Origin of the sequence: Treponema pedis, from assembly GCF_017161325.1 — a bacterium.
GTDB classification, from domain to species: domain Bacteria; phylum Spirochaetota; class Spirochaetia; order Treponematales; family Treponemataceae; genus Treponema_B; species Treponema_B pedis.
This window is the reverse complement of record NZ_CP045670.1, coordinates 2,334,360-2,359,255: the sequence shown is the minus strand read 5'-3', so window position 1 is coordinate 2,359,255 and position 24,896 is coordinate 2,334,360. Positions and strand designations below refer to the sequence as shown.

The following is a 24,896-nucleotide window of genomic DNA, read 5'->3' as shown; positions in this document are numbered from 1 at the left end:
ATATTGGATATATTCAAGTTTGTATTGAGAATATATACCTATAAAAAAAAATTAAGATTGAAAAATAAATTACGGGGTGTTTACAAAGTATCGGAACAAGTTTAAAAGTTTTTCCGTTTTTTAGTTTTAAGACCGCTTTTTTTTCTTTTAAAATTAAAATAAGGGTAATTAAAGAAAAAAGTACCGGTACTGCAATGACTTTAATATAAAAGCTTAACATTATCGTACCGGTTGTTCCGTCTATGGGCGTCATTGCGGTAAAAATAACTTGGTCGATATTTATATTGGGAAATACTCCAAGTATCCAAACAATCAGCATTAAGGTTATGCTGTATAAAAATACGTATAAAACGGAAAGTACGGCGGTAATCGCTTTTTCTTTTTTATCGGCGAATAATATATTTTCATATACAAGCATAAAAACCCTTGAGGCGATTATATAAAATTAAAAAAAAATTATCCCGTGTATTTATCGAAATAACCTTGTATAAAAATTATAGGCGTACCCTTGTCTCCTGAACCTGAAGTAAGGTCGGAAAGCGAGCCGATTAAGTCTATTAAGCGGCGCGGCGTTGTCCCTTGCGATTCCATAGAATCTATTTTTGAAGACGCTTCTTTTTGGTGTTTTTCTATATAATTTGCGATTTGTTTTTGCTGTTCTTCTACGGAAAGACCTTTAAAATTATTATCCGCAAGGTATTTTAATTTTACCTCGTTCGGCTTACCGTCCAAGCCTTTTGTATATGCAGGAGAAACTACCGGGTCGGCAAGCTCCCAAATTTTTCCGATTGGGTCTTTAAAAGCTCCGTCTCCGTAAACCATAACTTCAATTGTTTTACCGGTTTTTTCTTTTATTATACTTTGAATTCTTTCTACAATAGGTTGGGCATTATTAGGAAATAATTTAATTTTATCGTCGCCCGCCTTATTTGAACCTAAAAGACCGTATTCGGCATTAAAACCGCTTCCGTTTACGGGTTTGTTTAAAATATCGTCAAGGCCTAAAACGGTTTCCGCTCCGGCTTTTTTTAAAAGTTTTTTTGTACGATTACGCGTGTGAATGTCGCATGTTAAACAGAATTTAGTATGCTCTATAATTTTTTTCGGGTCATTGGATAAGATTACAAAGGAGTCGGGGTTATGTTTTTTCATTATCGATTCATAATATTCTATGTAGTCAATACCCGTAAATTTATGTTTATGGTCTCCGAATTGTTTTCTAAATTCGTCATGAGTAAAGGTGTTTGTCCACGGATTTACATCGGAATCTTCAAAAACGTCCGGGTCTATTAAATGGTTTCCGACTTCGTCGCTGGGATAACTCAGCATCATAATCAGCTTATTTTTTGAACGGGCAATTCCTTCCAAACATACCGAAAAACGGTTACGACTTAAAATCGGGAAAATTAAACCGATTGGAGAAGAGCCGAATTTTTCCTTAATATCTTTTGCAATGTCGTCTGCCGAAGCGTAGTTTCCTTGAGAACGGGCTACCACAGATTCGGTTACGGAAAGAATATCCTTGTCGTTGATTTTAAAGCCTTCGTTTTTTGCCGCATTTAAAAGCGTTTCCGAAGCTATGAGAGCGATGTCATCGCCTTCGTTTATGATAGGAGCAATTAAGCCCCTCGATGTAGTTCCTACAAATTTGTTCATTATGAACTCCTAGAAAATATATTATATGTAGTTTTTTTTTCGGTGTCAAGTGTGGGAATTTATGAGTTTATCGGATTTTTAATGGATTATAGGTTTAAAAAAGGCTTAGGCGGAAGGTTTAATATTAAAAAACCGTATACGGAACGATTTTTTCTATATTGAGGTAAAGCTCCAATTCGGCTTTAAATAAACCGGATTCTACATAAAGACGGGGATTTTCTTTTATTAAAAGCTCTCCTATAAGTTCTTTCGGTTTATTTTTAATTACTTTCCGTGCATATTCCCGTACTGCATTTTTGACAGCTTCAGTATAAGCATTATAAACACCTTTAAGCTCGTCGGAACGCTCTCCGGTTCCCCGTCCTTTTACCGTTTTATGTGAAATGCTTTTCCAAAATTTCATACGTACGGCTTGAGCTTCCGATATTTTATATTCGACCCAACAATAACAAAACGGATATTTTATTTTTACGTCTGTAATAACAATATTTTTATCGTTTTTTTCTATTTGAACTATCGGAACAATTTCAAAAAATTCTTTAACTCCGCGTTTTTTATCGTAAGGCGTATATGAGAATTTCCAACCGTAAGTCATACCGCCGAGAATATGGCCGGACAGTTCTTTTAAAGCTTCTTTAGGAGGAAGTTCGGCATCTTTTGTTTTTCCGTCAAAGCTGCCCGGTTCGGTTTCCAAAAACACCCAAACCGGAGAGCGTACGATTACTGCGGTATCTTTTGAAGAACCTGAGTAAGAATCCGCAAAGCATAAAAGAGAAAATAAAAAAATAAAGCCTAAAGATATGCGGAATTTTTTCACGCTTATATTATCGGAAAAATCAGCGGTTTATTGAATTCCAAATTTTAAAAGGGTTTATTCCGAATCGGATTAGTATATAAAGCCAGCCTGCAAAAAGCCCGATAAAATGCGTAAGATGTGCAACTCCGTCGTTTGCAGAAAAAATGCTTATAACTTCTATAACTGCATAACCTAAGATTAAAAGAGGTGCCGGTATAGGTAAGACTCCCCAAAGATAAATAACCGAAGATGGAAAAAGTACCGCATACAAAAGAAGTATTCCGAAAACGGCACCTGAAGCTCCTATCAAGTTTATATTATAAACACCTAAGGAGATATAAACCAAAAAACTTAAGATTCCGCAAAGCGTTCCTATAAGAAGATAATATAAAAGAAATTCTTTTGAGCCCATTTTTCGTTCAACCGGTATACCGAAAAATACTAAGGCAATCATATTAAATAAAAGATGAAAAAAATTCTCATGTACGAATTGGTAAGTTAAAAACTGCCAGTACATATCATATTTAATGATATAAAGAGGAATGAGTCCCAAATACAGCTGAAAGTTAAAAAATACTGATGTAAGCAAAAACACGGCGGCATTTATTCCTATTATTAAAGACACCGTGTTTTTATAAGTATACTTAAATGGTTTTCGTAAAATATTCATATAATCAATATCTCTAATTTTTTAGTTTAAGGCAAGTTTTTTTTTGAAATTGAAACACGGTTTCTTCCCGATTGTTTTGATTCATACAGGGCTTCGTCGGCTCTGTTTACCAAGGAGGCCGCTTGTTCAAAATCGAAAGTATAGGCGGAAGTTCCCGCAGAAATTGTAACTTGTATTTTTTCGCCGTTGTATGTAATTGAAGTATTTTCGACGGTTGAGCGTATTCTTTCGGCAATTTCTTTGGCTCCGTCTATAGACGTGTTATCCAGCATAACTACAAATTCTTCACCGCCGTATCTTGCCGCCATATCCGTACTGCGGGTAGAGTTTTTAATAATGTCGGCAACTTTTTCCAATACCATATCTCCGGCGGCATGCCCGTAAGTATCGTTTACTTGTTTAAAAAAATCTATATCGAACATTACGATTGAAAGAGGAACTCTGGGCGGGAATGAATTATTTATTCTATCAAGCCTTTCGTTTAAAACCGTGTAAAAAAAGTGCTTGAGTTTTAACCTTGTCATAATATCCGTTGTAGTCATTTCAAGAAGCTGAGAATTGTTTATTGCAATTGCGGCAAGAGAGGCTATATTTGATATGAGCTCACATTCATATTCTCCATAAATATGCCCGGCTTCCATTTTTTCTCCTAAAAGCAAAAAGCCTACCATTTTATTTTTTGCTTTTAACGGAATAAAAAAAGAGGGTTTCAGTTTAAAAATCAAATCGGTAATTTCATCGGGCATTATTTTTGATGTAATTTCATCAAATGATAAACCGGCTTTTTCTTTTTCGAGAAGGCGCAGCATAGGATGATTTACTTTTATTGCATATTTACCGCCTTGCAAAATATCGAATCCGTAGTTTTCCCGGTATAAAACAAAACTGTCATCATCAAAGGATTTTCTGGTAAAAATTGCCGCTCCCAGTGTTTTAAGCTGAGCCATAACGCTGTATAAAATGGCTTCGATAAGTCTGTCAAATTCCAGCACGGAATTTAAACTTTTTGAAACTTCCAACAATTGTTTTAAGTCGAAAATTTCTTTTTCCTGCAAAGATAGTTTTTCATTATTGTTTGCACCGTTTTTTTTATAAAACTTTTTTTTCCTATGTTTATTTTTGGTTTTTATACTCATTTATTCACCTTTTTAATTTATAATTTCCTATACTAAGCCGGGAATATCCAATATAACATAATGTTTTAAAATTTCTATAAAGTTTTCAAAACTTGTCATACTCTCTTCAAAGGCGGAAAATCTTTCCTTATTTTTCGTGGAGATTATCATAGCTTTTAAGTTATTTACATAGTCGGGAATAGCCTTATGAGCGTCTTTTTCGATTATGCCCGCCGCTTTGAATAAGTCGAAATAATGTTTACCCGCTTCACGTACTATTGATAAGGCTTTAAGATTTACCGCATCGATAATTTTTGAAAGATTTTTTTCAAAATCTCCCCCGGTTTCAAGCCGGGTAAGATATCCTTTTATTAAATCTATTGAATTTTCATTTCGTCCGCTCATAAATTTTTCAAATTCATTAAGCTTATCCAAAATTGATGAACAAAAGTAATAATCCGTAGATAAGTCTTTTTGGAAATTTTTATCTTCAAAAAAGCCTTCCACAATCAGTTCCCTTAAAAACGGCTCTATTTTCGGTTCAAAGAACATTTTTGTATAAGTTTTAATAATTTCCAACGGCTTTATCCAATCAAGAGAAAGGTTGGTTACGGCCTGTATGCGTTTGTTCAATTCTTCGTTATAAATTGCAACGGTAAGCATCTCCGTATTATGAAAAAGATTGTCTATAAGGTTTGCCATTTGTGCTTCTTGTTGCATTTTTAAAATCTTTTTTGAATCCGCATTGAATATTGCGGTTACTCTCTGTTTATATTCTTCGATTGCGGAAAAAGCTATTTTCGGTTTTATAGAGTCTTCAAAAAGAGGGTCTTTTTTTATTAACTTTGCAAGATTGCGTAAAGAGTGCATTCCTAAATTGTTTTCTATAATATACGAAAAATTTTGCAAGGCTCGTTGTATAAAACTTTCTTCGCGTTTTAATTCTTCGGGGAGTTTCGAGTTAAGAAAATATAATCCGCTTATAAAATCTTCGTCAATAATTATCCTTCTTATAAGATAATCCAAATCGAGAATTTCCTGTAAAACTTCTTGTCCTTCTATATTTTGAAAATTATATTGGTCCCGTATTGAGTTTGTTCCTATGAACGGCTCAAAGCCTGAATCGAAATGAGCGAAAAAAGAATTAAATTTGAATTCGCATAAATCGAAAAAAGCATACAATTTATTTACAATGGAATCGAAACGGTTAAATTTGGGCTCGGTTAAATTAAACAATAAGTCGTTAAAGGCCTTGTTTTGTTCTTTAACCTTTGCATCGAAATTCTCATCAAGAAAATTTTCAAATTTTTCACAGCGTTTTTCAAGTGTAAGACTTGCTTTTAATTCCTGTTGTTCTTTGGAAAAGCCGCTTTCTACGATTTTGTCCAAAAACAAGCCTGAAATTCTGATATCGCTTGAAGCTATTGATGCTTTTAAAATTGAATATATGGGTAAGACAGTCCTGTAAAGCTCATAAATAATGATGGGAAATCCTGCAAGAATTGTGGTTTCAGGTCTAAATACGGGATACTTTGCCTTTTTAAGTTCGGAAGCTAAGACCCGTAAAGCTTTTTGGGTCTTATAATCTTCAGTATTTGAAGAAAAAAGAGATAAGAAAAAATCTATTATCTTTTGAATGAAATTAGATAAAAATATCACGAAGTTTATTTTATCACAGTACGGTTTAAGTTTCAAGTAAGGCAGGTATTATTTTAAATGGGCTTACATATTTACGGTAAATAAAGTTTATATAATTGTAATACCTGTTTAATACCGTATTTTTAAGTTTTATTCCGTTACGTTTAAAACTTACACCCTAACCGTTTTCCAATCTTTTACAGTTCTCTTTCTTACGTCAAAGCCCGCGCCTATAAGCACAACAGGTTTTCCGGAAGCCTTGTATTTCCCTTCATAATTTTGCTTTTTTATCTGCTCTATCGCTTCATCGGCACTTCCCTTTGTTCCCAGCTTAAATTCGAAAATATAAACCGCATTTTCCGTTTGCACTACACAATCGGCTCTTCCCAAGGCGCAATGTACTTCGGTTTCTACAAACTGCCCCATTAAAGCGAATATGAGGTAAACGGCTGCTTGATAATTTTGCTCTCTTAATGACGCATTTTTTTTACTGAAACTGTCATAAGGAATACCGGAAATAACGGCCTTTATTCTCTCCATAAAACCGTCCACATTTCCCGCTCTTATATCTTTTGTAAACTCCCAAATCGAAACTCCCGTATCGCTCGGTCTTAGAGCCGTATATGCGGGAATTAAGTTTTCCAAAAAACCGTAGCGCACTTCATCATTCGGAAAGCCCAACCGGTATAAGCCCGCTTCATCGATATATTCTTTTATTGTTAAGTAGCCCGCCTGAAATAAAATGGGCAAGGGCTCTTTAGCCTCGGCACGATAGGTTTCAAGGCTTGCTTCGTTCAGTTCGATTCCTCCGTCCAAGTCGGGAATATAATAGTGCCCCTCTTTCAAATAATCGACTAAAAAAGTTGGTGTCCCGGTTTTAAACCAATAATGTTTAAAAAGTTTCCCGCTTAAAACGCTTAAAATGCTGAACGGATTATAAACTGAAATCGTTTTTTGACAAAATAAATAGCCGTCATAAGTCTTTTTTAATTTTGCAAGAGTTTGTTCATAAGTTAAATTGTTTTCTTCACCTAAATTTTTAATTTCAGGTTCAAAGTTTTTTTCAAGTTCGGTTTGGGTTATGCCGCAAATACTTGAATAATCGGGAAGCATACTTATATCGTGAAGATTGTTTAAATCGCTGAAAATGCTTACCTTACTGAATTTGGTAACGCCCGTTAAAAATGCGAATCGGATAAATTGGTCTGAGCTTTTTAAAACGGAATAAAAGGCTTTAAGCGTGTTGCGGTACTCTTCGTTTAAGCGTTCGTTTTTTCCCATTGTTTGAAGAAGAGGTTTATCATATTCGTCAACGAGGAAAACCACCTGCTTACCCGTTTTTTTATAAGCGGCTTTTAATGCGGCTTCAAATCTTGAAGCAAAGGAAGTTTGCTCCGCATTTTCTATTCCGTATTCTTTTTCGATATCCTTTAAGAATAAATTAAGCCTCTCATCAAGAGCGGTTTGTTCGCTGTATTTTCCTACATTAAAATCAAGATAAAAAACGGGATATTCCCGCCACGGCTCTTTTTTTGTGTTTTCGTACCGTTCGATTGCAAGCCCTTTAAACAATTCTTTTTGCCCTAAAAAATATGCCGCAAGCGTTGAAAGAAAAAGGCTTTTCCCGAAGCGGCGCGGTCGGCTTAAAAAATAAGATGATGACGACTGTACCAATTTCCAAACAAATTCGGTTTTGTCAATATAAAGATAGTCGTCTTGTCTAAGTTTTTTAAAACTCTGCACACCGATAGGCAGTTTCCGGCTGAAATCCATCATAAATAACAGTTTAGCATAAGGAAGGTATGATGTCAACATTCGGTTTATTCAAGTCCCCTTGAATTTCTATTATATTTTTGTTATTCTTTACTATTATGTTAGATTCAATAATTAAATTTCTTTTCGGTTCCAAACACGAAAGGGACATAAAGGCAATGCTGCCTGTTCTTCATAAAATTAACGAAAAAGAAAATTGGGCTTTACAGCTTTCCGAAGCCGATTTTAAGGCGAAAACGAGCGAATTTAAAGAAAGGTTTGAAAAAGGTGAAAGTCTCGATGCCTTTTTGCCCGAAGCCTTTGCAATGGCGCGGGAAGCGGCAAGACGCATTTTGGGAGAGCGTCCGTATGATGTACAGATATTAGGCTCCCTTGTTCTTCATTCAGGTAAAATCGTAGAAATGAAAACCGGCGAGGGTAAAACTCTTATGAGCGTTGCCGCCGCTTATTTAAACAGTCTTTCGGGAAAGGGTGTGCATATAGTAACCGTAAACGATTATCTTGCGGAGCGCGATGCGGATTGGATGCGTCCCGTTTACTCTTATTTGGGGGTAACGGTCGGAACGATTCTTTCAAATATGGATAACGAAGCCCGCCGCGCTGCTTATAATTGCGATATAACTTACGGAACAAACAACGAATTCGGGTTCGATTATTTACGCGATAATATGCAAATGAGTTTACGTGAAAAAACACAGCGGGAATTTTCTTTTGCGATTGTAGACGAAATAGATTCGATTTTAATAGATGAGGCCAGAACGCCCCTTATAATTTCGGGAGCTGCCGAAGACGATACGCAGCGTTTTTTTGAGGTTGACCGCCTTATCGGACAATTAAAAGAGGTTGAAAAAAATCCGGAAACCGGAGAGTATCCTAACGAGGTGGAAGGCGAAGAGGTCATAGGCGATTATACGCTTGATGAAAAAAGCAAGCGGGTTTCTTTTACCGATTCCGGAATGCTTCATATTCAGGATATTTTGCAAAAAAACGGACTTATAAAAAACGGCAGCCTTTTCGATGAGGAAAATTTTGAGTATATTCACTATTTTACACAGTCGGTAAGAGCTCATATTTTATATCATATAGATGTCGATTATGTAGTGCAGGACGGACAAGTGCAAATTGTAGATGAGTTTACGGGGCGTGTGCTTGAGGGTAGACGTTATTCCGACGGGCTTCATCAGGCAATTGAAGCTAAGGAGCATATAAAAATTGCTCAGCGCAATAGAACTCTTGCAACTATTACCTTTCAAAACTTTTTTAGAATGTATGCCAAACTTTCAGGTATGACAGGTACCGCAGACACGGAAGCCGTTGAATTCAATAAAATTTATAATTTGGACGTAGTAGTTATTCCTACGAATTTGCCTGTAGCACGTAAAGACGAACATGATGTTATTTTCTTAAATGAGGCGGATAAACTTAATGCTCTTTGTAATGAAATCGCCGATGCACATAAACGCGGACAACCCGTTTTGGTAGGTACGGTTTCGATTGAAAAGTCCGAGCTTATTTCCAAAATGCTTACCAAACGCGGAGTAAGGCACGAGGTTTTAAACGCTAAAAACCACGAAAGAGAAGCCCTGATTATTGCCGAAGCAGGAGCAAAGGGTTCCGTAACAATAGCAACGAATATGGCGGGGCGGGGTACCGATATTAAGCTGGGCGGAAACCCCGAGATGCGGGCGAAAAAAAGAACGGGAACGAATCCGAATCCCGACTATTATGAAAAAGTTTTTGCCGAAGAATATGCAAAGTGGCAAAGCGATTATAACGAGGTAAAAGAATTGGGCGGACTTTACGTTATCGGTACCGAGCGTCATGAAAGCCGCCGAATTGATAACCAGCTTCGCGGACGCTCTGGAAGGCAGGGAGACCCCGGAAGGTCTAAATTCTTTTTATCTCTTGATGATGACTTAATGCGTCTTTTCGGCGGAGAAAATTTAAAGAATATCATGTCTAAAATCGGTATGCAGGCCGGAGAGCCTATTGAGCACCCGTGGATAAATAAGAGTATAGAAAAAGCTCAATCAAAGGTGGAAGCCCGCAACTTTGATATACGAAAACACTTACTTGAATATGACGATGTTTTAAACGAACAGCGCTCTTATATTTACGGTCAAAGAAATGCTATTTTAGCCGATGAAAATTTAATTGAAAGGATTTATGCGACAATACACGAGTTTATCGAAGAGAAATTTGCGGAATACCGCAGCGCCTCAAAAGCCGAAAAAGAAGAGTTTTCAAAAACTCTTCAGGATTTATTTAAATCAAAATTTTCTTATAACCTTACAGAAAACGAACTTGACGGTATCGATAAAAAAGACAATACGGCGGAAGTAAATTCTCTTGTAGAGCATTTTAAAAAAGAGCTTGAAGAAAAACAGGCTTTAGCGGGTAAAGAAAACTTAAATATGTTTATAAGATTTCAATACTTGCAGGCAATAGATAAAAAATGGCTTGACCACTTGGAAAATTTGGAATCGCTGCGTGAAGCCGTTTACCTTCGCTCTTACGGACAAAAAAATCCTCTTACCGAATATAAGCTTGAAGGTTATGATATTTACTATTCTATGCTTGATGAAATAAGATTCGAAATTGCTTCGAGACTGGTGCGTGTTCAAATCAGTTTGGACGACAATTCCTATGCTTCCCGTCAAACCCGTCTTGTTCAAGGAAGTGCGCAGCACAGCTCTATGGGCTCTTTTTCCGAAGGTACGGTGCTTTCAGGTAAAAGCCGCCCTGATAATGCCCAAGTAGTGCGTACAATGCCCAAGGTCGGAAGAAACGACCCTTGTCCCTGCGGCAGCGGTAAAAAGTATAAGCAATGCTGCGGCAGGAATGTATAAACATTTTAAAGAAAAAACTTCGGTAAAACTATATTTTTTTGATATGTTTTTCCCGTTTCCGGAAAACTGCGGATACTTCTCCGCAGTTTTCTTTTTTGTATACTAACCGAAAAAGAAGGTACGGAAAAGATAGAAAGGCGTCTAAGGGAAAGGGAGGAAATGACTGTCTTTTAACGTTCTACGATTTTATAAGAAAGTTAAAACCTACTTTTTAAATTCTTTTGTTCTTTATTTTTATTAATGATAAGAGGCTTGCATTCCATACCATTCAAAAGACTTCCCGCTTCCTTCCGCTTTGACAATTCTGACAATTATATGAGTTTTTGTACGCTCGGAGTCTATCACAATATAATAAACCTCTCCATAGGCTATCTCATATTCATCAAGTGCTTGCCAACATAACCATGATAACTTTTTAGACAGTTTGGTAATGGATTTAAAATCTCCTATGATAGTTAATCCGCTTGTTTCATAATTCTTCTTTCCATTTTTTTTCATGTTATCAACAAAATTGCTTGCAAATTTGTCCCATTCATTGCTTGTCATAGAGTTTTCCGGAGAGATAGTAACCTCCCCGCGCCAACCTCTTTCATAGTTGTAATATGTTTGAGTTTCAGTGCCAAAAATCCGTATTATTCCTATTAAAAAAACGGCTATAACCGATAATTTAATTTTTCTCATTCTAAAAAAATCTCCTTAAAAATATATTCAGCTTCCCGAACTGGGGAAGGAAACGGTTGGCTGTACCTGAAATTTTAACAGCCTGTAGAGTAAGTTATACTTACCTTTCAGTAAAATTCGTTTATTGATGTGAAACATGTTATTTTCTTGATAAAATTTACCGGCGTTACGGATATAGAAAAAATGTTTTAAATCTTGTATAAGATGTTTATATTTATGTAAGTGATTATTAAAGTACTTCTCAATTAAGCATTTATAAGTATAAATTAAATTTTTCCCGGGGGGGGGGGGGTAGTATTTTCCTGTTTTTATCCAGTTTTTTTGAGTGAATATTTAACTTTTTTCCCAAGTAAATACCGTTTTCTACCATAGGTAAACAGTATAGGAGGCAATACGGTTTTTGTCAAGTGGAAAACACACATCTACGGCAAGGGGTTTAAATGTTTTACCGACGTATCGCCATAAGTTATTTTTTTTCTAAATATAGCAAAGCACGCAAAGAGGAATGAGGGGGTTGTAAAACACAAGCACCCTGAAAACTCCTTAGCTGTCTTTGCGCTCTTAGCGGTTAAAATAAAACCGCAAAGCTCGCAGAGCACGCAAAGAAGAACAGAGTGGCTTACAAACGGCAACACCCTGAAAAGCCTTAGCACCCTTTGCGCTCTTAGCAGTTAAATAAAACCGCAAAGCTCGCAGAGAGAAAGAGGGGGCTTATTAAACGCACAGTGTAACGGTATAAGGTTAGTCGGTCTTACCGCATAAGGTAAGGGAGTCTTACCACGTAAGGTAAGACAGCCGAACCACATAAGGTAAGACAGAGTTACCGCATAACGATAGACGGTCTATACACGTAATGGGGAATTGGACATTACCCGTTAAAAAAGGAGGCTTATTTTATAGGAACATCGGCAAAGCAAACACCTTACCGATTCGCAAAATAAACCGCAAAGCTCGCAGAGCACGCAAAGAAAAAAATAGAGGGCTTGCAAAACACGGCACCCCGAAAATCCTTAGTGCCCTTTGCGCTCTTAGCGGTTAAAAACAAAACCGCCCCCTCGCACACAGGCAAACAGCGAAGCACCTTTGCCCCCCCCACTTGACATTTTTTTTTTATATAATGGAGCTGTTTTTTTTTAGGAGGAACATATATGAGCGAACTTTTGGAAAACCTGCAAAGTTTTAGAGAAGAAACCTCTAAATCCGACAATACGCGGTATTACTCGTGGATTGACTGTAACCTCGTCTTCAGACAAAAAAAGACCGCTGATGACGTTTTGGCTAAAGAACTTTTTATGTTCTTGGCAAGTTGGGGTATGTTAAGAAACTCCTTTCTTCTTAACCATAACCGGCGCATCTTACTTCCGGTAATAAACCTTCTTAAAGACCCGCGTTTTAAAATACTTCAAAACGCAAGTATCGACACGGTTGAAGCCAATGCTTCCCTTATAATTACCCTTAAAAATGAGCTTTTCTCGTGTTTAGACTCTTTAAAAAATAAGGACGACAGAAACATTACCGTTACCCTTATTTCCAAAATTATTACGGGCGCCTTTGCCTGCTCCGTAGCCTACGACACCAATGTATGTAGTGCCCTCCAGGCAATACATCTGTGTCAAACCTTTAACAAAAAGTCGATTTTGGAGCTTTGTACCTTTTACAAAGAACACCCCGAACTTGAAAAAATGAGGCTTAAAATACAAACCGAAGACGGCATAGACTACCCGCCCATGAAAATCCTTGATATGGCTTTTTGGAAGCCGGGAGAAAAAAAGTAAAAAAGCCCTATCAAGGCGCGGGGCATAAAAAGCGCCTTAACGATTTTTTCATAACTAATCGATTTATATAGGAGGATTAAAAATGAAAAAAATTATCTTAAGTATTCTTTTAACTGCGGTTTTCCTGGCGGGAGCCTCATGCAGCGAAAAAGAAGGAAGCGGTGTAGGGGGCTCAAAGCCCATGGCGGCGGATTATTTCAGTTACACTCTTAGCAAAGACGGTAAGGCTGTTGAAATAACCGGATTTTCAAACAAAATGAAAGAAGAGTTTTACGATAAAAAAGGGGAAATGTGGAATCTTACCGTCCTTCACTACCCCGGTAAGATTGAAGGCTTACCCGTAAAAAGCATAACAGTAACCGAGCCTTACAGAAAATTTAATCCGGAAGCCAAAAGTCTTGAAGATGCGTTTATCCCCTATGATGCGGTAATTATTCCCGACAATGTCGAAACGGTTTATATTAAAGCCCCTATGGTGCAGGGGGGAAACCTCTCCCTGCTTTGTGCAAAAAAAATAATACCGGGTAAAAACGCCAAGTATAAAACGTATATTGAGGACGAGTGGCTTAACGCCTATTTCTTCCTTTATTTGGAAGAGTTTACGGCGCCACAATCGGCGGAACATTTAGGTGCCTATGCAGCTTGTACATTTACGGAAGTAAAAATTCCCTCCCATATTAAATTTATCGGTACGGAAGGGCCGTCTAACGGTGGCTTTGCCGAGTGCCCCAATTTAAAAGAAATTATAATACCCGACGGGGTTAAAATAGGCGGTCATGCAACCTTTGAAAAACTTGCCTTATCGGTAAAAACCCAAAAAAGGCTCCGCGAGCTCGGCTACAAGGGCTCATTTTAACCTGTTTTAAACGCTTTTTAACCCCTTTTTAAAAAGCTCTCTGCCTTTTTTCTCTTGCGTTTTTAAGCGGTATAAAAGGCAGGGCAACCTTTAAGTTTATTACCCTAAAAACCCGTTTAACACCTCTCCCAATCTTATCGGATTATCCTTATTTACTTCATGCCCCGCCTTTTTAATAATGTTCAATTCCGCATTCGGCAACACCGTTTTTAAACGCAAGGCGCCCTTTGCTCTCCGAGCGGTTAAAAATAAAACCGCAGAGTACGCAAAGCACGCAAAGAGGAGTAGAGGAGGTTGCAAAGCACGGCAGCCCGAAACCCTTAGCGGTCTTTGCGCTCTTAGCGGTTAAAATAAAACCGCCCCCTCGCACACAAGCAAACAGCGAAGCGCCTTTGCCCCGAACCCAAGCGGGAGCGGACAGGACGTCCGCCGGAACAGCCCTACCGCGAGTTTTCTTGTAAGAAAACTCGGGCTTTACCGAAGTACAGGACGTACTTCGGTAAAGCGGGATTCCAAAGGGCAGAAGCCCCTAAGCGGTTCTTTTGAAAAGAGAGGGGGTCACAGGGGGAGAGAGAAAACCCTGCTCGGAACGGGGTTCTCTATCCCCCTTTTAAATCCCCGTATCTTATGCTATACTTAACTATGAGGAGGGTAGACGCTATGGCAAGCACTTTAGAAACACTTGCACCGCCTGAAAAATTCACCGTCCGCAACGACTATGCGTTTAAAAAAGTCTTCGGCACGGAAAAGAATAAAGACATTCTCATAAAATTCGTCTCGCTTGTAACCGGAATGCAAGAAAATACTTTTGCCGATGTACGGCTTGAAAACACGGAGCTTACTACCCGCTTTTACGATGAAAAAACCGGCAGACTCGACATAAAAATCAAACTGCACTCAGGCGAAAAAATCAACCTTGAAATGCAAAACATCTGGTTCGAGTACTTTACCAAACGCAGCATTTTTTATTGGACACAGCTTTTTCTCGAAGATTTCAGCAAGGGAGCCGATTACAGCGAGCTCAAAAAATGCATAGCGATAAACATTCTCAATCAGCCGTTTCACCTTGCTAATAAAATCCACTCAATTTATAAGATTTTGGAAACGGAAGAACACAGCGAGCTGGACGGAATGCTTGAAATCCACTTTTTGGATTTAACGAAAATAGAGAAAGAACAGCGCAGCGAACTGGAAAAATGGTTGCTGTTTATACAAACCGACGAGAAGGAGGTGAGGAAGATGTTGGCAAAAGAAAATCCTTTAATGCAAAAAGCCGAAGACACGATGGAAGAATTCTACACTGTTGCGGAACAACGTGCCCTTTACCAAGCTGCATGGCGATACGAGAGCGACCGCGTTTCTATGATAAATGAATCGATGAGAAAAGGCATAGCTCAAGGCAGAAGTGAAGGCTTTTCCGACGGCGTGCTGGAAACGGCAAAGGTCTTAAAACAACTCGGCGATTCGGTACAAAAAATAATGCAGGCTACCGGTTTAACTAAAGAAGAAATAGAAAAGCTGTAGAGCAAAGTACCTTAAAACTCTTAGCGTTCTTTGCGCTCTTAGCGGTTAAAAATAAAACCGCAAAGCTCGCAGAGCACGCAAAGAGACAATAGAGGGCTTGTAAAATACGGCACCCTTAACGGACTTTGCGCTCTTAGCGGTTAAAAATAAGCGGAAGAGCATGGCAAAGTATTGAGCAAAACCGTAACTTCTCAAAGGTACGGTAAAAGGGGTGCGGAACAGGGCTCCTTGTATATATGGAAAAAAATAAGTACAATAAAAGGCGGCGAGCAAAAAAGTTTATGCGAGGCTTATCCTAGAGGAATAAAAATTTGAAAAAACTGGTTATCTTAGCTTCCGGTAACGGAAGCAATCTGCAAGCTGTAATTGAAGCGGTTGACTTAGGCAAAATTGATTACTCGATTGAAGCTGTAATATCCGATAAAAAAGAAGCCTTCGCTTTAAAGCGTGCGGAAAAGGCAGGTGTAAAAGCCGTATATTTTCCGTTTAAAAAGGGTACCGATAGAAGAGCTTATGATAAAGAACTTGCAAAAACCGTAAAAACTTTTTCTCCGGATTACGTGCTGCTCTTAGGTTGGATGCGCATTTTAAGTAATCCGTTTATTCTTCAGTTTAAAGATAAAATTATAAACTTACATCCTGCTTTGCCCGGAACATTTCCCGGTACTGAAGCTATAGAGCGGCAATACAAGGCTTTCCTTGAAGGTAAAATAGCGGAGTGCGGAATTATGACACATTTCGTGCCGGATGAGGGGATTGATTCAGGCCCTGTAATTTTTACCGAAACAGTCCCGCTTTTTTTGCATGATACTTTGGAAGAATTTGAAAAACGCGTTCACGAAACGGAACATAAACTTATAATAAGGACATTAAAATGGAAAATGAAAAATTAATGCCTGAGAGCATTGAAACGGACAAAATTAAGAAAAGTAATTTCTTGCCTGTAATTGCAGGACTCTTTGTAGGCGTTTTGGTTTTATCGAATATTTTAGCGGTAAAAATGATTCAAATAGGTGTTTTCGTCTTTGACGGCGGAACCCTGTTATTCCCTTTTTCGTATATCTTAGGCGATGTACTGGCCGAAGTGTACGGGCATAAAACCGCACGGAAAATTATTTGGGCAGGTTTTTTTTATGCTTATTTTCACTTCTTTAAATATTTATCTTGTAAGTATTCTTCCTTCCGAAAAAGAATGGCTTCTTCAAAAAGAATTCGATGATATTCTTTTACAAATGCCGCGCATTACGGCAGGAAGTCTCTTGGGCTATCTTTTGGGAGCAAATTCCAATTCCATAGTTTTATCGAAATTAAAGGTCTTAACACGAGGAAAACATCTTTGGCTTAGGACGATAGGTTCCACTGTAGTAGGAGAATTTATCGATAGTATTGTTTTTGTTGCCGTTGCTTTTTTAGGCCTTTACGGTCTTCCTGTTCTTATTGTTATGGCTTTTTCAAATTATCTTTTTAAAACCGTAATTGAAGTTGTTTTTACTCCTCTTACATATAAAGTAATAGGGTTTGTAAAAAAGCGCGAACAGATTGACGTTTATGAATACTGGGAAAAACCGTCGATGTATTAAAATCGTATAGCCGGTATTTCGGCATTATACTTTTTTCTTAAAAATAGAATCCAAATATTTTACGGTTTCCTCGGCTGTTGTTTTCCAATTATATCGGGAAATCCAGCCGAGTCCTTTTTGTATAACTTCTTCGCGGCGTTCTTTATTTTCTTCGGTGTCTATTAAATTTGAAATTGCATTTGCTATTTCTTCAGGTTTTTTAGGATTGAAAAATACCGCCGCCTCTCCGGCCATTTCTGGTAAGGCTCCTGCTGCGGCACAGGCAACGGGGATTCCGCAAGCCATAGCTTCAATAACGGGTAAACCGACTCCCTCCGCCATGGACGGAAAGACGCAAAGGTCTGCGGAAGCATAAAGCTGAGGAAGATTTTCATGCGGAAAATACCCTGTAAGCAAAATATCTGATGAAAAGCCCGATTGAATTACCGCATTATGAACGGTTTCAGTATTGTCTCCGTCGGAACCTGCAATGACAAGTCTATGAGCTGTGCCGAATTTTTTCTTAAAAATCGAAAAAGCCTTTACAAGTTCGATGTGGCATTTTTCGGGGCTTGTTATACGGGACGCATAAATTATATAGGGCTTTCGGATAGAAAAGGGCTGTATAAATACCGCTTCCGAATTGTCATTTTCACGGTATTTAAATAGAGAGGTATCTATTCCGTTATAAATAACCTTTGCTTCCGAATCGGTAATACCGTATTCGGCTAAATCGGCTTTGATGAATTTGGAAGGACATATAATTCCCGAAGCATTTTTTAATGTGCGTTTTGCACCGATTTTTGCCAAGAGGTTTAAATTTGCCGATAAAAGACGCTGAATTACAAAAATAGACGGTACCGTAAGAATGGGAGGCAATAAATCTATCCCTGAGGGGTAAATTACCGCATCGTATTTTTGTTTTTTTATAAATGAATTTAAATTTTTAAAATGCCACATTTTTTCGGCGAAGTTCGTGTCTGCAATGTCTATTCCGGCAAAGCTTATATAATCGATGTCCGAAGTATAGGTATACTTGTCCAATTCCGGTCCGAAGAGTTGAAATTCGTAATCGGTTCTCGGTAAATTTTTTACGAGCGATAATATATATGAACCTATTCCGGACCTGCCGTGTTCGCAGCCGAATGCATTTATTCCAATCTTCAAAATAAAGCCTCCGGTATTTATTTTATCATAAATTTCATTTTTATTCTATAAAAACGATACATATTTCGTATGAACTTTTTTAAATGTATTCTTAAAATAGAGTTTCGGCTCTTTGTTTAAGAAAGTTTATTATTAAGGTCAAAGCAGTGGGATAAAAAACGCCTGCCCCGTTTAGGGCAAGCGTTTTTGCTTTTTATTTACCTATGTGTTTTTGTAAGAATTTTTCCATAGCTCGGTAAAAGTCGAAACGGTTTTCTTCGTTGCTGAAGCCGTGTCCTTCATTATCCTTTACCATATATTCAACATCTATGTTTTTCTTTTTTAATGCTTCGACAATCTGGTCGGAGTGTTCTTTTTTTACCCTCGGGTCGTTTGCTCCCTGGGCTACGAAAAGAGGAACTTTGATATTATCGATGTGAAATATCGGAGAAACCTCCGTAAGCATATCCTTCTCCGTTTCGGGATTACCTATCATTTCATACATCATTTTTCTTCCCTGTTCCCAATACGGAGGCAAGGTTTCAAAAAGAGTAAATATGTTGGAAACTCCTACATAGTCTATTGCGCAGGCATATAAATCGGGTGTAAAAGTTACGCCTGCAAGAACGGCATAGCCTCCGTAAGAAGCGCCGTAAATTGCAATGCGTTTTGGGTCGGCAATCCCTTCCGCGATAAGCCAGTTTACACCGTCGGTAATGTCGTCCTGCATTTTTTTGCCCCATTGTTTAAATCCCTTTATCCAGAATTCTTTTCCGTATCCTATCGAGCCGCGGAAGTTCATCTGTAAAACGGCATAGCCCCGGTTTGCCAAAAATTGGGTTTCGGGACTGAAGCCCCAATAATCGCGAGCCCAAGGTCCTCCGTGCGGATTTATAACTACCGGCAAATTCTTTTCGTTTTCTTTTCCGACAGGCAAGGTTAAATAGCCGTGTATTGTTAAACCGTCGGAGCTTTTATATTGAACTGGTTTCATAGATGCCATATTTTCAGGTTTAATCCACGGTGCAACATCGGTAAGAAGAGTTAATTTTTTCGTTTCCTTATTATAAATATAAAAACTGCCGCTTGTTTTATCCGAAAAGGTTCTTATAATAAATGTTGTTTCATTTTTATCGGAAGATACTACATTTATTTCGATATCGGGCAATTGTTTTTCTAAGTCTTCCTGCATTGCCTGCCTCTCTTCATCAAAAAAATGAACATGGCGTTTATCGGTATAATAGCTTACGCCGGTTATCGTCTTGCGTTTTTTTGAATAAAGTATCCTGTTAACATCGGCTTCATCGCTTTCAAAAATCATTTCGCCCAATTTTTTCGTTTCCGGGTTAAAAGTATATAAGGCCGCCTTATCGCGGTCTATATTTGAAGCTACATACAAGTCTTTATTGTCGAATGTCATTAAAAGAGGGTTAAAATTATCTTTAAAACCCGTTTCCATAATTTTAACAAATTGCTCCGCTTCGGTTTTGCGATATAAAAGCCCTGTATTGACCCCGTCGGTTGTAGTTGCAACTCTTAATTTACCTTCATGGTCGGTCATCCAACCTGAAATATTTCCGGGATTTTCGGCAATCATTGTTAAATCGCCTGTAGCAATATCGATTCTGTATACATCAAATATTTGAGGATTGCGTTTGTTCATAGCAATAAGCATTTCATTTTCTCGGTCTTCAAGATCATCTACAATCTCTACCGTTACATTATCAAAGGGAGTAAGAGCTTTTTCGTTTGTTCCGTCTTTATTTACTACAAACAGTTTATAGTTTTCATCTCCGCCTGAGTCCTGTAAAAATGCAATAACGTTATCGCTTTTCCAAAAATATGAAGAAATATCCCGCTCTTCCGCAGAAGTAATTTTTACGGCATTATCATCTCCCAATTTTTGCACGAAAATATTAAGCCTGTTTTTCCACGGTTGTAAAAAGGCGATATGTGTTCCGTCCGGAGAAACGGAATAGCCGGTTTTTTCCGGATTGCGGAAAAAGTCTTCCAAAGGTATCGGCTGTGCGGAAGGCTTAACCGAATTGTTTGCCGTACAGGCGGACAATAATACCGCCGTACATAAAAATAATAATAGTTTTTTCATTAAAACCTCCATGAATAAATTATCCCGACCTCAGAGCCGGAATGTAAATAGGGGCGTATTATAAACTATTTTGTTAAGTCTGTCTACTTAAATTGGCTTGTAAACTCCGGGCATTGTATAAATAATTTATATTCGGTAAAGGGGAAAATTATATGCTCTTTGGCGGATTTTTAATAGTATTTTTATCTTCCGTTTTTATAGATTCCCGAATATTCAAGCGCTGTTGAAAATTTATTCCGTTTTTAGTATGATTGGCACACTGCAACGGAGGCTGTTACAATGAAAAAAACCAAAATAGTATGTACCATCGGGCCCGCATCCGAATCGGAGCGTGTATTAAAAGAAATGTTTAAGGCAGGTTTAAATGTTTGCCGTCTTAATTTTTCTCACGGAACACACGAAGAGCATAAAATTAAAATCGACCGCATAAAAAAAGTAAGAGAAGATTTGGGGCTGCCTATTGCCATTATGCTTGATACAAAGGGACCTGAAATAAGACTGGGTAATTTTGAAAAGCCTGCGGAAATCGTACAGGGACAGGAGTTTATAATAACCTCACGAGAAGTAACGGGAACAAACCAAATATGCAGTATTTCTTATAAAAATCTTACTAAAGATATAAAACTTAAAAGCAGAATTTTAATTAACGACGGAATGCTTGAGCTGCAAGTAATAGATATTTTAAACGATACGGATATTGAATGTGTTGCCGTTAATTCGGGAACATTAACAAGCAAAAAAGGAGTAAATATTCCCGGCTTACGCGTAAATATTCCGTATATGAGCGAAAAAGATATTGCGGATATCGAATTTGCAATAGAAAATGACTTGGATTTTATTGCCGCTTCATTTATTCAAAATGCCGACGATGTAATGCAAATTAAAAATATCTTAAATAAACACAACAGTACAATTGCCGTTATTGCCAAAATTGAAAATCAGGAAGGTCTTGATAATATAGATTCCATTTTGGAGGTTGCCGACGGGATTATGGTGGCACGCGGCGACTTGGGTGTGGAAATTCCGCCTGAAAAAATACCGCATGAACAAAAAAAACTTATACGTAAAGCCAATCTTGCGGGAAAACTTGTAATAACCGCAACTCAAATGCTTGAATCTATGACCCATAATCTGCGTCCGACACGTGCCGAGGTTACGGACGTGGCAAATGCAATTTTAGACGGAACTTCGGCGGTAATGCTTTCAGGTGAAACCGCCGCCGGTGAATACCCCGTAGAAACCGTTGCAATGATGAATTCCATTGCGGTTACCACTGAAGCTACTTTGGATTACGAAAAACTGTTTTTAGAAAATGCCTCGCTTCATGAAACTACAGTTACCAATGCACTTGCACGGGCTACCTGTTCTACCGCTTTAAGTTTGGGTGCAAACGTAATAATTACCGCCTCCGCTTCAGGCATTACTCCGAGGGCTCTTTCCAAATTTAAACCGAAAATACCTATTATTGCAATTACACCTTCAGTACATGCTATGCGAAAACTTTCTTTGGAGTGGGACGTATATCCCGTACTTTCTCCGATAATACACTCTACGGATAATATGTTTAATATATGTTCCCAAATTGCAAAAGAGGCGGGTTATGTAAAAACCGGAGACCTTGCAATTTTAACGGCGGGTATTCCTATCGGACAGTCCGGTTCTACGAATTTATTAAAGGTTCAAACAATAGAATAAAGACACCCTTTGCTTTAAAAGTCTCTTTTTGATACAATAAGAGTTATGGTTGATTTACATACACATTCCACAGCTTCGGACGGTACTTTTACACCTGCGCAGCTTATTAAAGCGGCAAAAAAGGCCGGTCTTTTTGCAATAGCTTTAACCGACCACGATATTCTTGCAGGGCTTGACGAGGCCGAAGCCGAAGCGAAAAACTTAAATATTATTTTTATACGGGGAATTGAAATCAGTATAAACTGGCAGCCGGGAGAGTTTCACCTTTTGGGCCTTGATTTACGGAAGCCTTCCCGTGAGTTGGATAAACTTTTAAAAAAACTTCAAAGCGAGCGTGAAAACAGAAACTTTCTTATTGCCGAAAAACTTAGAGGTGAGGGCTTTAATATAACCTACGAAAAGGTTAAAGAATTTGCAGGCGGAAAAGGAGGGGTAGGGCGGCCGCATTTTGCGGCATATATGGAGGCACATAAAATGGTAAAAAATATGCAAAAAGCCTTTGACAGGTATTTGGGGAAGCACTGCCCCTGTTTTGTGGAAAAACAAAATGCCGTTTTTGAAGAAGCCGTAAGTGCAATTGACTCTGCAGGCGGGATACCCGTACTTGCGCACCCTATGTCCTTATATCTTTCGTGGGCTCATCTTCCGAAGGCTATAGAAAACTTAAAGGAGCGCGGACTTATCGGAATTGAAGCGTGGAACGCTTCCACGCGGTACAATGACTGTAAACGTCTTGAAGCCCTTGCCGATAAATTAAATATGCCGATAACGGCAGGAAGCGATTTTCACGGAACAATACGTAAGGATAGAAAACTGGGGTTTACCTCAGGCGGTATAAAAATCGAAAACCGTTTTTATGAAAACTTGCGCTCTGTTCACCCGGATTTACCGCCCTTACCTTTTGACGGAGAAATTTAAATGATTGAACTGATAGCTTTTTTAGGAAACTACGGAAAAAAATATGAAAATACCCGCCATAATGCCGCATGGATTTTTAGCGGCTTATTGGATATAAGTTGCGGTGTTGTATGGCAAAATAAATTTAAGGGGCAATATGCAAAAATAAACCCTTCTTATCCTGAAGGAAAAATCGTGCATTTATTAAAGCCTGAAACTTTTGTAAATTTGTCGGGAGAAAGCGTAGGAGCCGCCGCTTCGTTTTTTCGGTTAAAGCCTGAAAATATTTTAATAGTGCACGATGAACTTGAATTAAAACCGGGCATATTAAGTTTTAAGTGGGCTGGAGGCTTGGGCGGACACAACGGGCTTCGTTCCGTAAAAAGCGCTTTGGGTACTGCCGATTTTTTCAGACTTAGAATAGGAATAGGACGGCCGGATTTTTCCGATAGGGGCGGGGAAGAAAACCCGGATATTGCAGGCTATGTGCTTTCAAAATTTGCTCAATCGGAACTTGACATTTTAAACTCGCAAGTGCCTGCATTAAATGTTTTTTTTAAAGAGCTTTTACAGGCGGAAGAGCCTAAGATTTTATTAAAAGAGTGGGCAAAGGTATTACCTAAAACTTTTTAAAAAAACGAATGTAAAAGGTTTGTATAATACAGACAAACGGGCGTTTCTAAAAATCCGACAGGATTTTAAAAGAGACCTGCGAATAAATTTTTAAGTTAAATTTATAAACCGCCCTTGTCTCCGTTCTTTCGGATATGGCTTTATTTATATTGAGGATTTAACTTATAAAATTCTTCCGGTAAAATGTCCATTAAAATTGTATCGTGATACTCCAAATTTCTTATAATACTTTGGCGTATTACTCCCGCTTTTTTAAACCCGATTTTTGTATAGCATGCAATTGCTCTTTTATTAAAAGAATATACATTAAGCGATAAATTATGCAAATTAAGTTTTTTGTAAGCATAATTTATTAAAAGTGAAAGAGCTTCAACTCCGTAGCCCTTATTCCAAAATTCTTTATTTCCGATAAAGATGCCTAAATTTGCAGACCTATTAATATAATCGATACCGCTTAAGCCTGTGCTTCCGATAAGGGAGTCGGTTTGTAAATCTATAATACCGTAATTATGTTCTTTGGAAATACGCTGGAGTATTTCATATTCCGTCTCTGCCGATAAAGACATGGAAGCCATTGTAAGATTATCGGAAACTTCTTCATCGTTTATCCACATTGCATATTTTTCCGCATCTTCCGTTTTTATTGGAGACAAATAACACTTTGAGCCTATCATTTTTTTTATGTACATATAAACTCCACGAAAGTTTATCTTTAACTATTTATAACGGCCGTATTATAAATTACGGTATTTAAAAAGTCAACGGGTATTATCGGTTCGTATTTTGCCCGCCTTTACACTTATAAGGATTTTTTGTATACTGCCTTTTAAAGTGCCGTTTTATTTATACCGGTGCTTTTCTATTTTTATTTTAGGAGATAATATGGCTTTTTATAACGAGGAAGACAGCGAAGAGAAAAAAAATAAAAAAACGAAGGACAGGATCAGCTTACACAAAAATTTTTAAACACGCGCCAAATTCTTTTAACGGGAGAAATAAATAAAGAACTTTCGGAAAAAATAATCAGGCAGCTTTTATTGATGGAATCCATTTCCGCAACAAAACCCATTTATATTTACATTGATACACCCGGCGGAGATGCGGATGCCGGTTTTGCTCTTTTCGATATGATAAGGTTTGTTAAACCTCCCGTTTATACTATAGGAATGGGATTGGTTGCAAGTGCCGGCTCTATTATCCTTCTTGCCGCAAAAAAAGAAAGAAGACTCGGTTTACCTAACAGCCACTATCTTATTCATCAGCCTCTTTCAGGCATTAAGGGGGTTGCAACGGAAATCGAAATTCATGCACGTGAACTTGAAAAAATGCGGGTAAAAATAAATAAACTCATTGCGGAAGAAACGGGCGCAGATGAAAAAAAAGTTGCAAAAGATACCGACAGAGATTGTTGGCTTGATGCGGAAGAAGCGATTAAATACGGTCTTATTTCTAAAATAGCGGCGGTAAGAAAAGATTTAATCTGAATTGAATAAAGAAGGCGGTTTAAATTTTACGGTGTTTTATAT

19 protein-coding genes and 2 pseudogenes are annotated in these 24,896 nt (G+C 38.0%); 10 read left to right on the top strand and 11 right to left on the bottom strand.

Features of this window, described 5'->3' with window-relative positions:
• Nucleotides 1-13: 13 nt before the first annotated feature.
• From DYQ05_RS14135 to DYQ05_RS10840, 7 genes are all read right to left on the bottom strand, one after another.
• Nucleotides 14-418 carry a hypothetical protein gene (locus DYQ05_RS14135; RefSeq protein WP_252723362.1) on the bottom strand — a complete coding sequence of 135 codons (405 nt, stop codon included), beginning with the start codon at nt 416-418 and terminating at the stop codon, nt 14-16.
• A 38-nt stretch (nt 419-456) separates the two neighbouring features.
• Nucleotides 457-1,656, bottom strand: coding sequence for a coenzyme F420-0:L-glutamate ligase (locus DYQ05_RS10865; protein WP_020966061.1), 1,200 nt, complete (start codon nt 1,654-1,656; stop codon nt 457-459).
• 124 nt (nt 1,657-1,780) lie between these two features.
• Nucleotides 1,781-2,473: a hypothetical protein gene (locus DYQ05_RS10860; RefSeq protein WP_024467870.1), complete on the bottom strand. Its 693-nt coding sequence runs from the start codon at nt 2,471-2,473 to the stop codon at nt 1,781-1,783.
• A 19-nt stretch (nt 2,474-2,492) separates the two neighbouring features.
• Nucleotides 2,493-3,122 (bottom strand): rhomboid family intramembrane serine protease, encoded by a 630-nt coding sequence (locus DYQ05_RS10855; RefSeq protein ID WP_020966059.1) that lies wholly within the window; start codon nt 3,120-3,122, stop codon nt 2,493-2,495.
• A 26-nt stretch (nt 3,123-3,148) separates the two neighbouring features.
• Nucleotides 3,149-4,258: a diguanylate cyclase DgcA gene (gene dgcA, locus DYQ05_RS10850; RefSeq protein WP_206183421.1), complete on the bottom strand. Its 1,110-nt coding sequence runs from the start codon at nt 4,256-4,258 to the stop codon at nt 3,149-3,151.
• Nucleotides 4,259-4,285: 27 nt separating this feature from the next.
• Nucleotides 4,286-5,896 carry a hypothetical protein gene (locus DYQ05_RS10845; protein ID WP_206183420.1) on the bottom strand — a complete coding sequence of 537 codons (1,611 nt, stop codon included), beginning with the start codon at nt 5,894-5,896 and terminating at the stop codon, nt 4,286-4,288.
• A gap of 150 nt (nt 5,897-6,046) precedes the next feature.
• Complete coding sequence (locus DYQ05_RS10840; RefSeq protein WP_024469806.1) at nt 6,047-7,648, bottom strand: ATP-binding protein; 1,602 nt, start codon at nt 7,646-7,648, stop codon at nt 6,047-6,049.
• A 98-nt stretch (nt 7,649-7,746) separates the two neighbouring features.
• Here DYQ05_RS10840 and secA point away from each other — a divergent pair, with 98 nt between their 5' ends.
• Entirely contained in the window at nt 7,747-10,497 is a 2,751-nt protein-coding gene (secA, locus tag DYQ05_RS10835) for a preprotein translocase subunit SecA (RefSeq protein ID WP_024466371.1), read from the top strand.
• Nucleotides 10,498-10,734: 237 nt separating this feature from the next.
• Here the strand turns inward: secA and DYQ05_RS10830 are convergent, their stop codons facing one another.
• Nucleotides 10,735-11,178, bottom strand: a complete 444-nt coding sequence (locus DYQ05_RS10830; protein ID WP_020966053.1) for a hypothetical protein — start codon at nt 11,176-11,178, stop codon at nt 10,735-10,737.
• A gap of 1,148 nt (nt 11,179-12,326) precedes the next feature.
• Between DYQ05_RS10830 and DYQ05_RS10825 the strand changes: the two genes are divergently transcribed.
• The 5 genes and pseudogenes from DYQ05_RS10825 (at nt 12,327) to DYQ05_RS10805 (ending at nt 16,913) form a co-directional block, all read left to right on the top strand.
• Complete coding sequence (locus DYQ05_RS10825; RefSeq protein ID WP_206183117.1) at nt 12,327-12,953, top strand: hypothetical protein; 627 nt, start codon at nt 12,327-12,329, stop codon at nt 12,951-12,953.
• An 82-nt stretch (nt 12,954-13,035) separates the two neighbouring features.
• The gene (locus DYQ05_RS10820) at nt 13,036-13,809 is read left to right on the top strand and encodes a leucine-rich repeat domain-containing protein (protein ID WP_206183419.1); all 774 of its coding nucleotides are present in this window, start codon (nt 13,036-13,038) and stop codon (nt 13,807-13,809) included.
• 660 nt (nt 13,810-14,469) lie between these two features.
• Nucleotides 14,470-15,333, top strand: a complete 864-nt coding sequence (locus DYQ05_RS10815) for an Rpn family recombination-promoting nuclease/putative transposase (RefSeq protein WP_206183418.1) — start codon at nt 14,470-14,472, stop codon at nt 15,331-15,333.
• Nucleotides 15,334-15,644: 311 nt separating this feature from the next.
• Nucleotides 15,645-16,226 carry a phosphoribosylglycinamide formyltransferase gene (gene purN, locus DYQ05_RS10810; RefSeq protein ID WP_029410397.1) on the top strand — a complete coding sequence of 194 codons (582 nt, stop codon included), beginning with the start codon at nt 15,645-15,647 and terminating at the stop codon, nt 16,224-16,226.
• A pseudogene (locus tag DYQ05_RS10805) lies at nt 16,208-16,913 on the top strand (queuosine precursor transporter). The gene purN and the pseudogene DYQ05_RS10805 overlap by 19 nt, the downstream one beginning before the upstream one ends.
• 24 nt (nt 16,914-16,937) lie before the next feature.
• Here DYQ05_RS10805 and DYQ05_RS10800 read toward each other — a convergent pair.
• Together DYQ05_RS10800 and DYQ05_RS10795 are read right to left on the bottom strand one after the other, a co-directional pair.
• Entirely contained in the window at nt 16,938-18,059 is a 1,122-nt protein-coding gene (locus tag DYQ05_RS10800) for a glycosyltransferase family 4 protein (protein WP_020966043.1), read from the bottom strand.
• A 193-nt stretch (nt 18,060-18,252) separates the two neighbouring features.
• The gene (locus DYQ05_RS10795; protein ID WP_206183417.1) at nt 18,253-20,145 is read right to left on the bottom strand and encodes an alpha/beta hydrolase family protein; all 1,893 of its coding nucleotides are present in this window, start codon (nt 20,143-20,145) and stop codon (nt 18,253-18,255) included.
• A gap of 279 nt (nt 20,146-20,424) precedes the next feature.
• On the opposite strand from DYQ05_RS10795, the gene pyk reads away from it, so the two are divergent.
• The 3 genes from pyk to pth are packed head-to-tail and all read left to right on the top strand — an operon-like array spanning nt 20,425 to nt 23,370.
• Nucleotides 20,425-21,840: a pyruvate kinase gene (pyk, locus tag DYQ05_RS10790; protein ID WP_024466878.1), complete on the top strand. Its 1,416-nt coding sequence runs from the start codon at nt 20,425-20,427 to the stop codon at nt 21,838-21,840.
• Between the two features lie 45 nt (nt 21,841-21,885).
• Nucleotides 21,886-22,758, top strand: coding sequence for a PHP domain-containing protein (locus DYQ05_RS10785; RefSeq protein WP_020966039.1), 873 nt, complete (start codon nt 21,886-21,888; stop codon nt 22,756-22,758).
• Nucleotides 22,759-23,370 (top strand): aminoacyl-tRNA hydrolase, encoded by a 612-nt coding sequence (pth, locus tag DYQ05_RS10780; protein WP_206183416.1) that lies wholly within the window; start codon nt 22,759-22,761, stop codon nt 23,368-23,370.
• A 140-nt stretch (nt 23,371-23,510) separates the two neighbouring features.
• Here pth and DYQ05_RS10775 read toward each other — a convergent pair whose 3' ends face one another.
• Nucleotides 23,511-24,059, bottom strand: coding sequence for a GNAT family N-acetyltransferase (locus tag DYQ05_RS10775; RefSeq protein WP_020966037.1), 549 nt, complete (start codon nt 24,057-24,059; stop codon nt 23,511-23,513).
• Nucleotides 24,060-24,252: 193 nt separating this feature from the next.
• Between DYQ05_RS10775 and DYQ05_RS10770 the strand changes: the two are divergent.
• A pseudogene (locus tag DYQ05_RS10770) lies at nt 24,253-24,854 on the top strand (ATP-dependent Clp protease proteolytic subunit).
• Nucleotides 24,855-24,896: the final 42 nt, after the last annotated feature.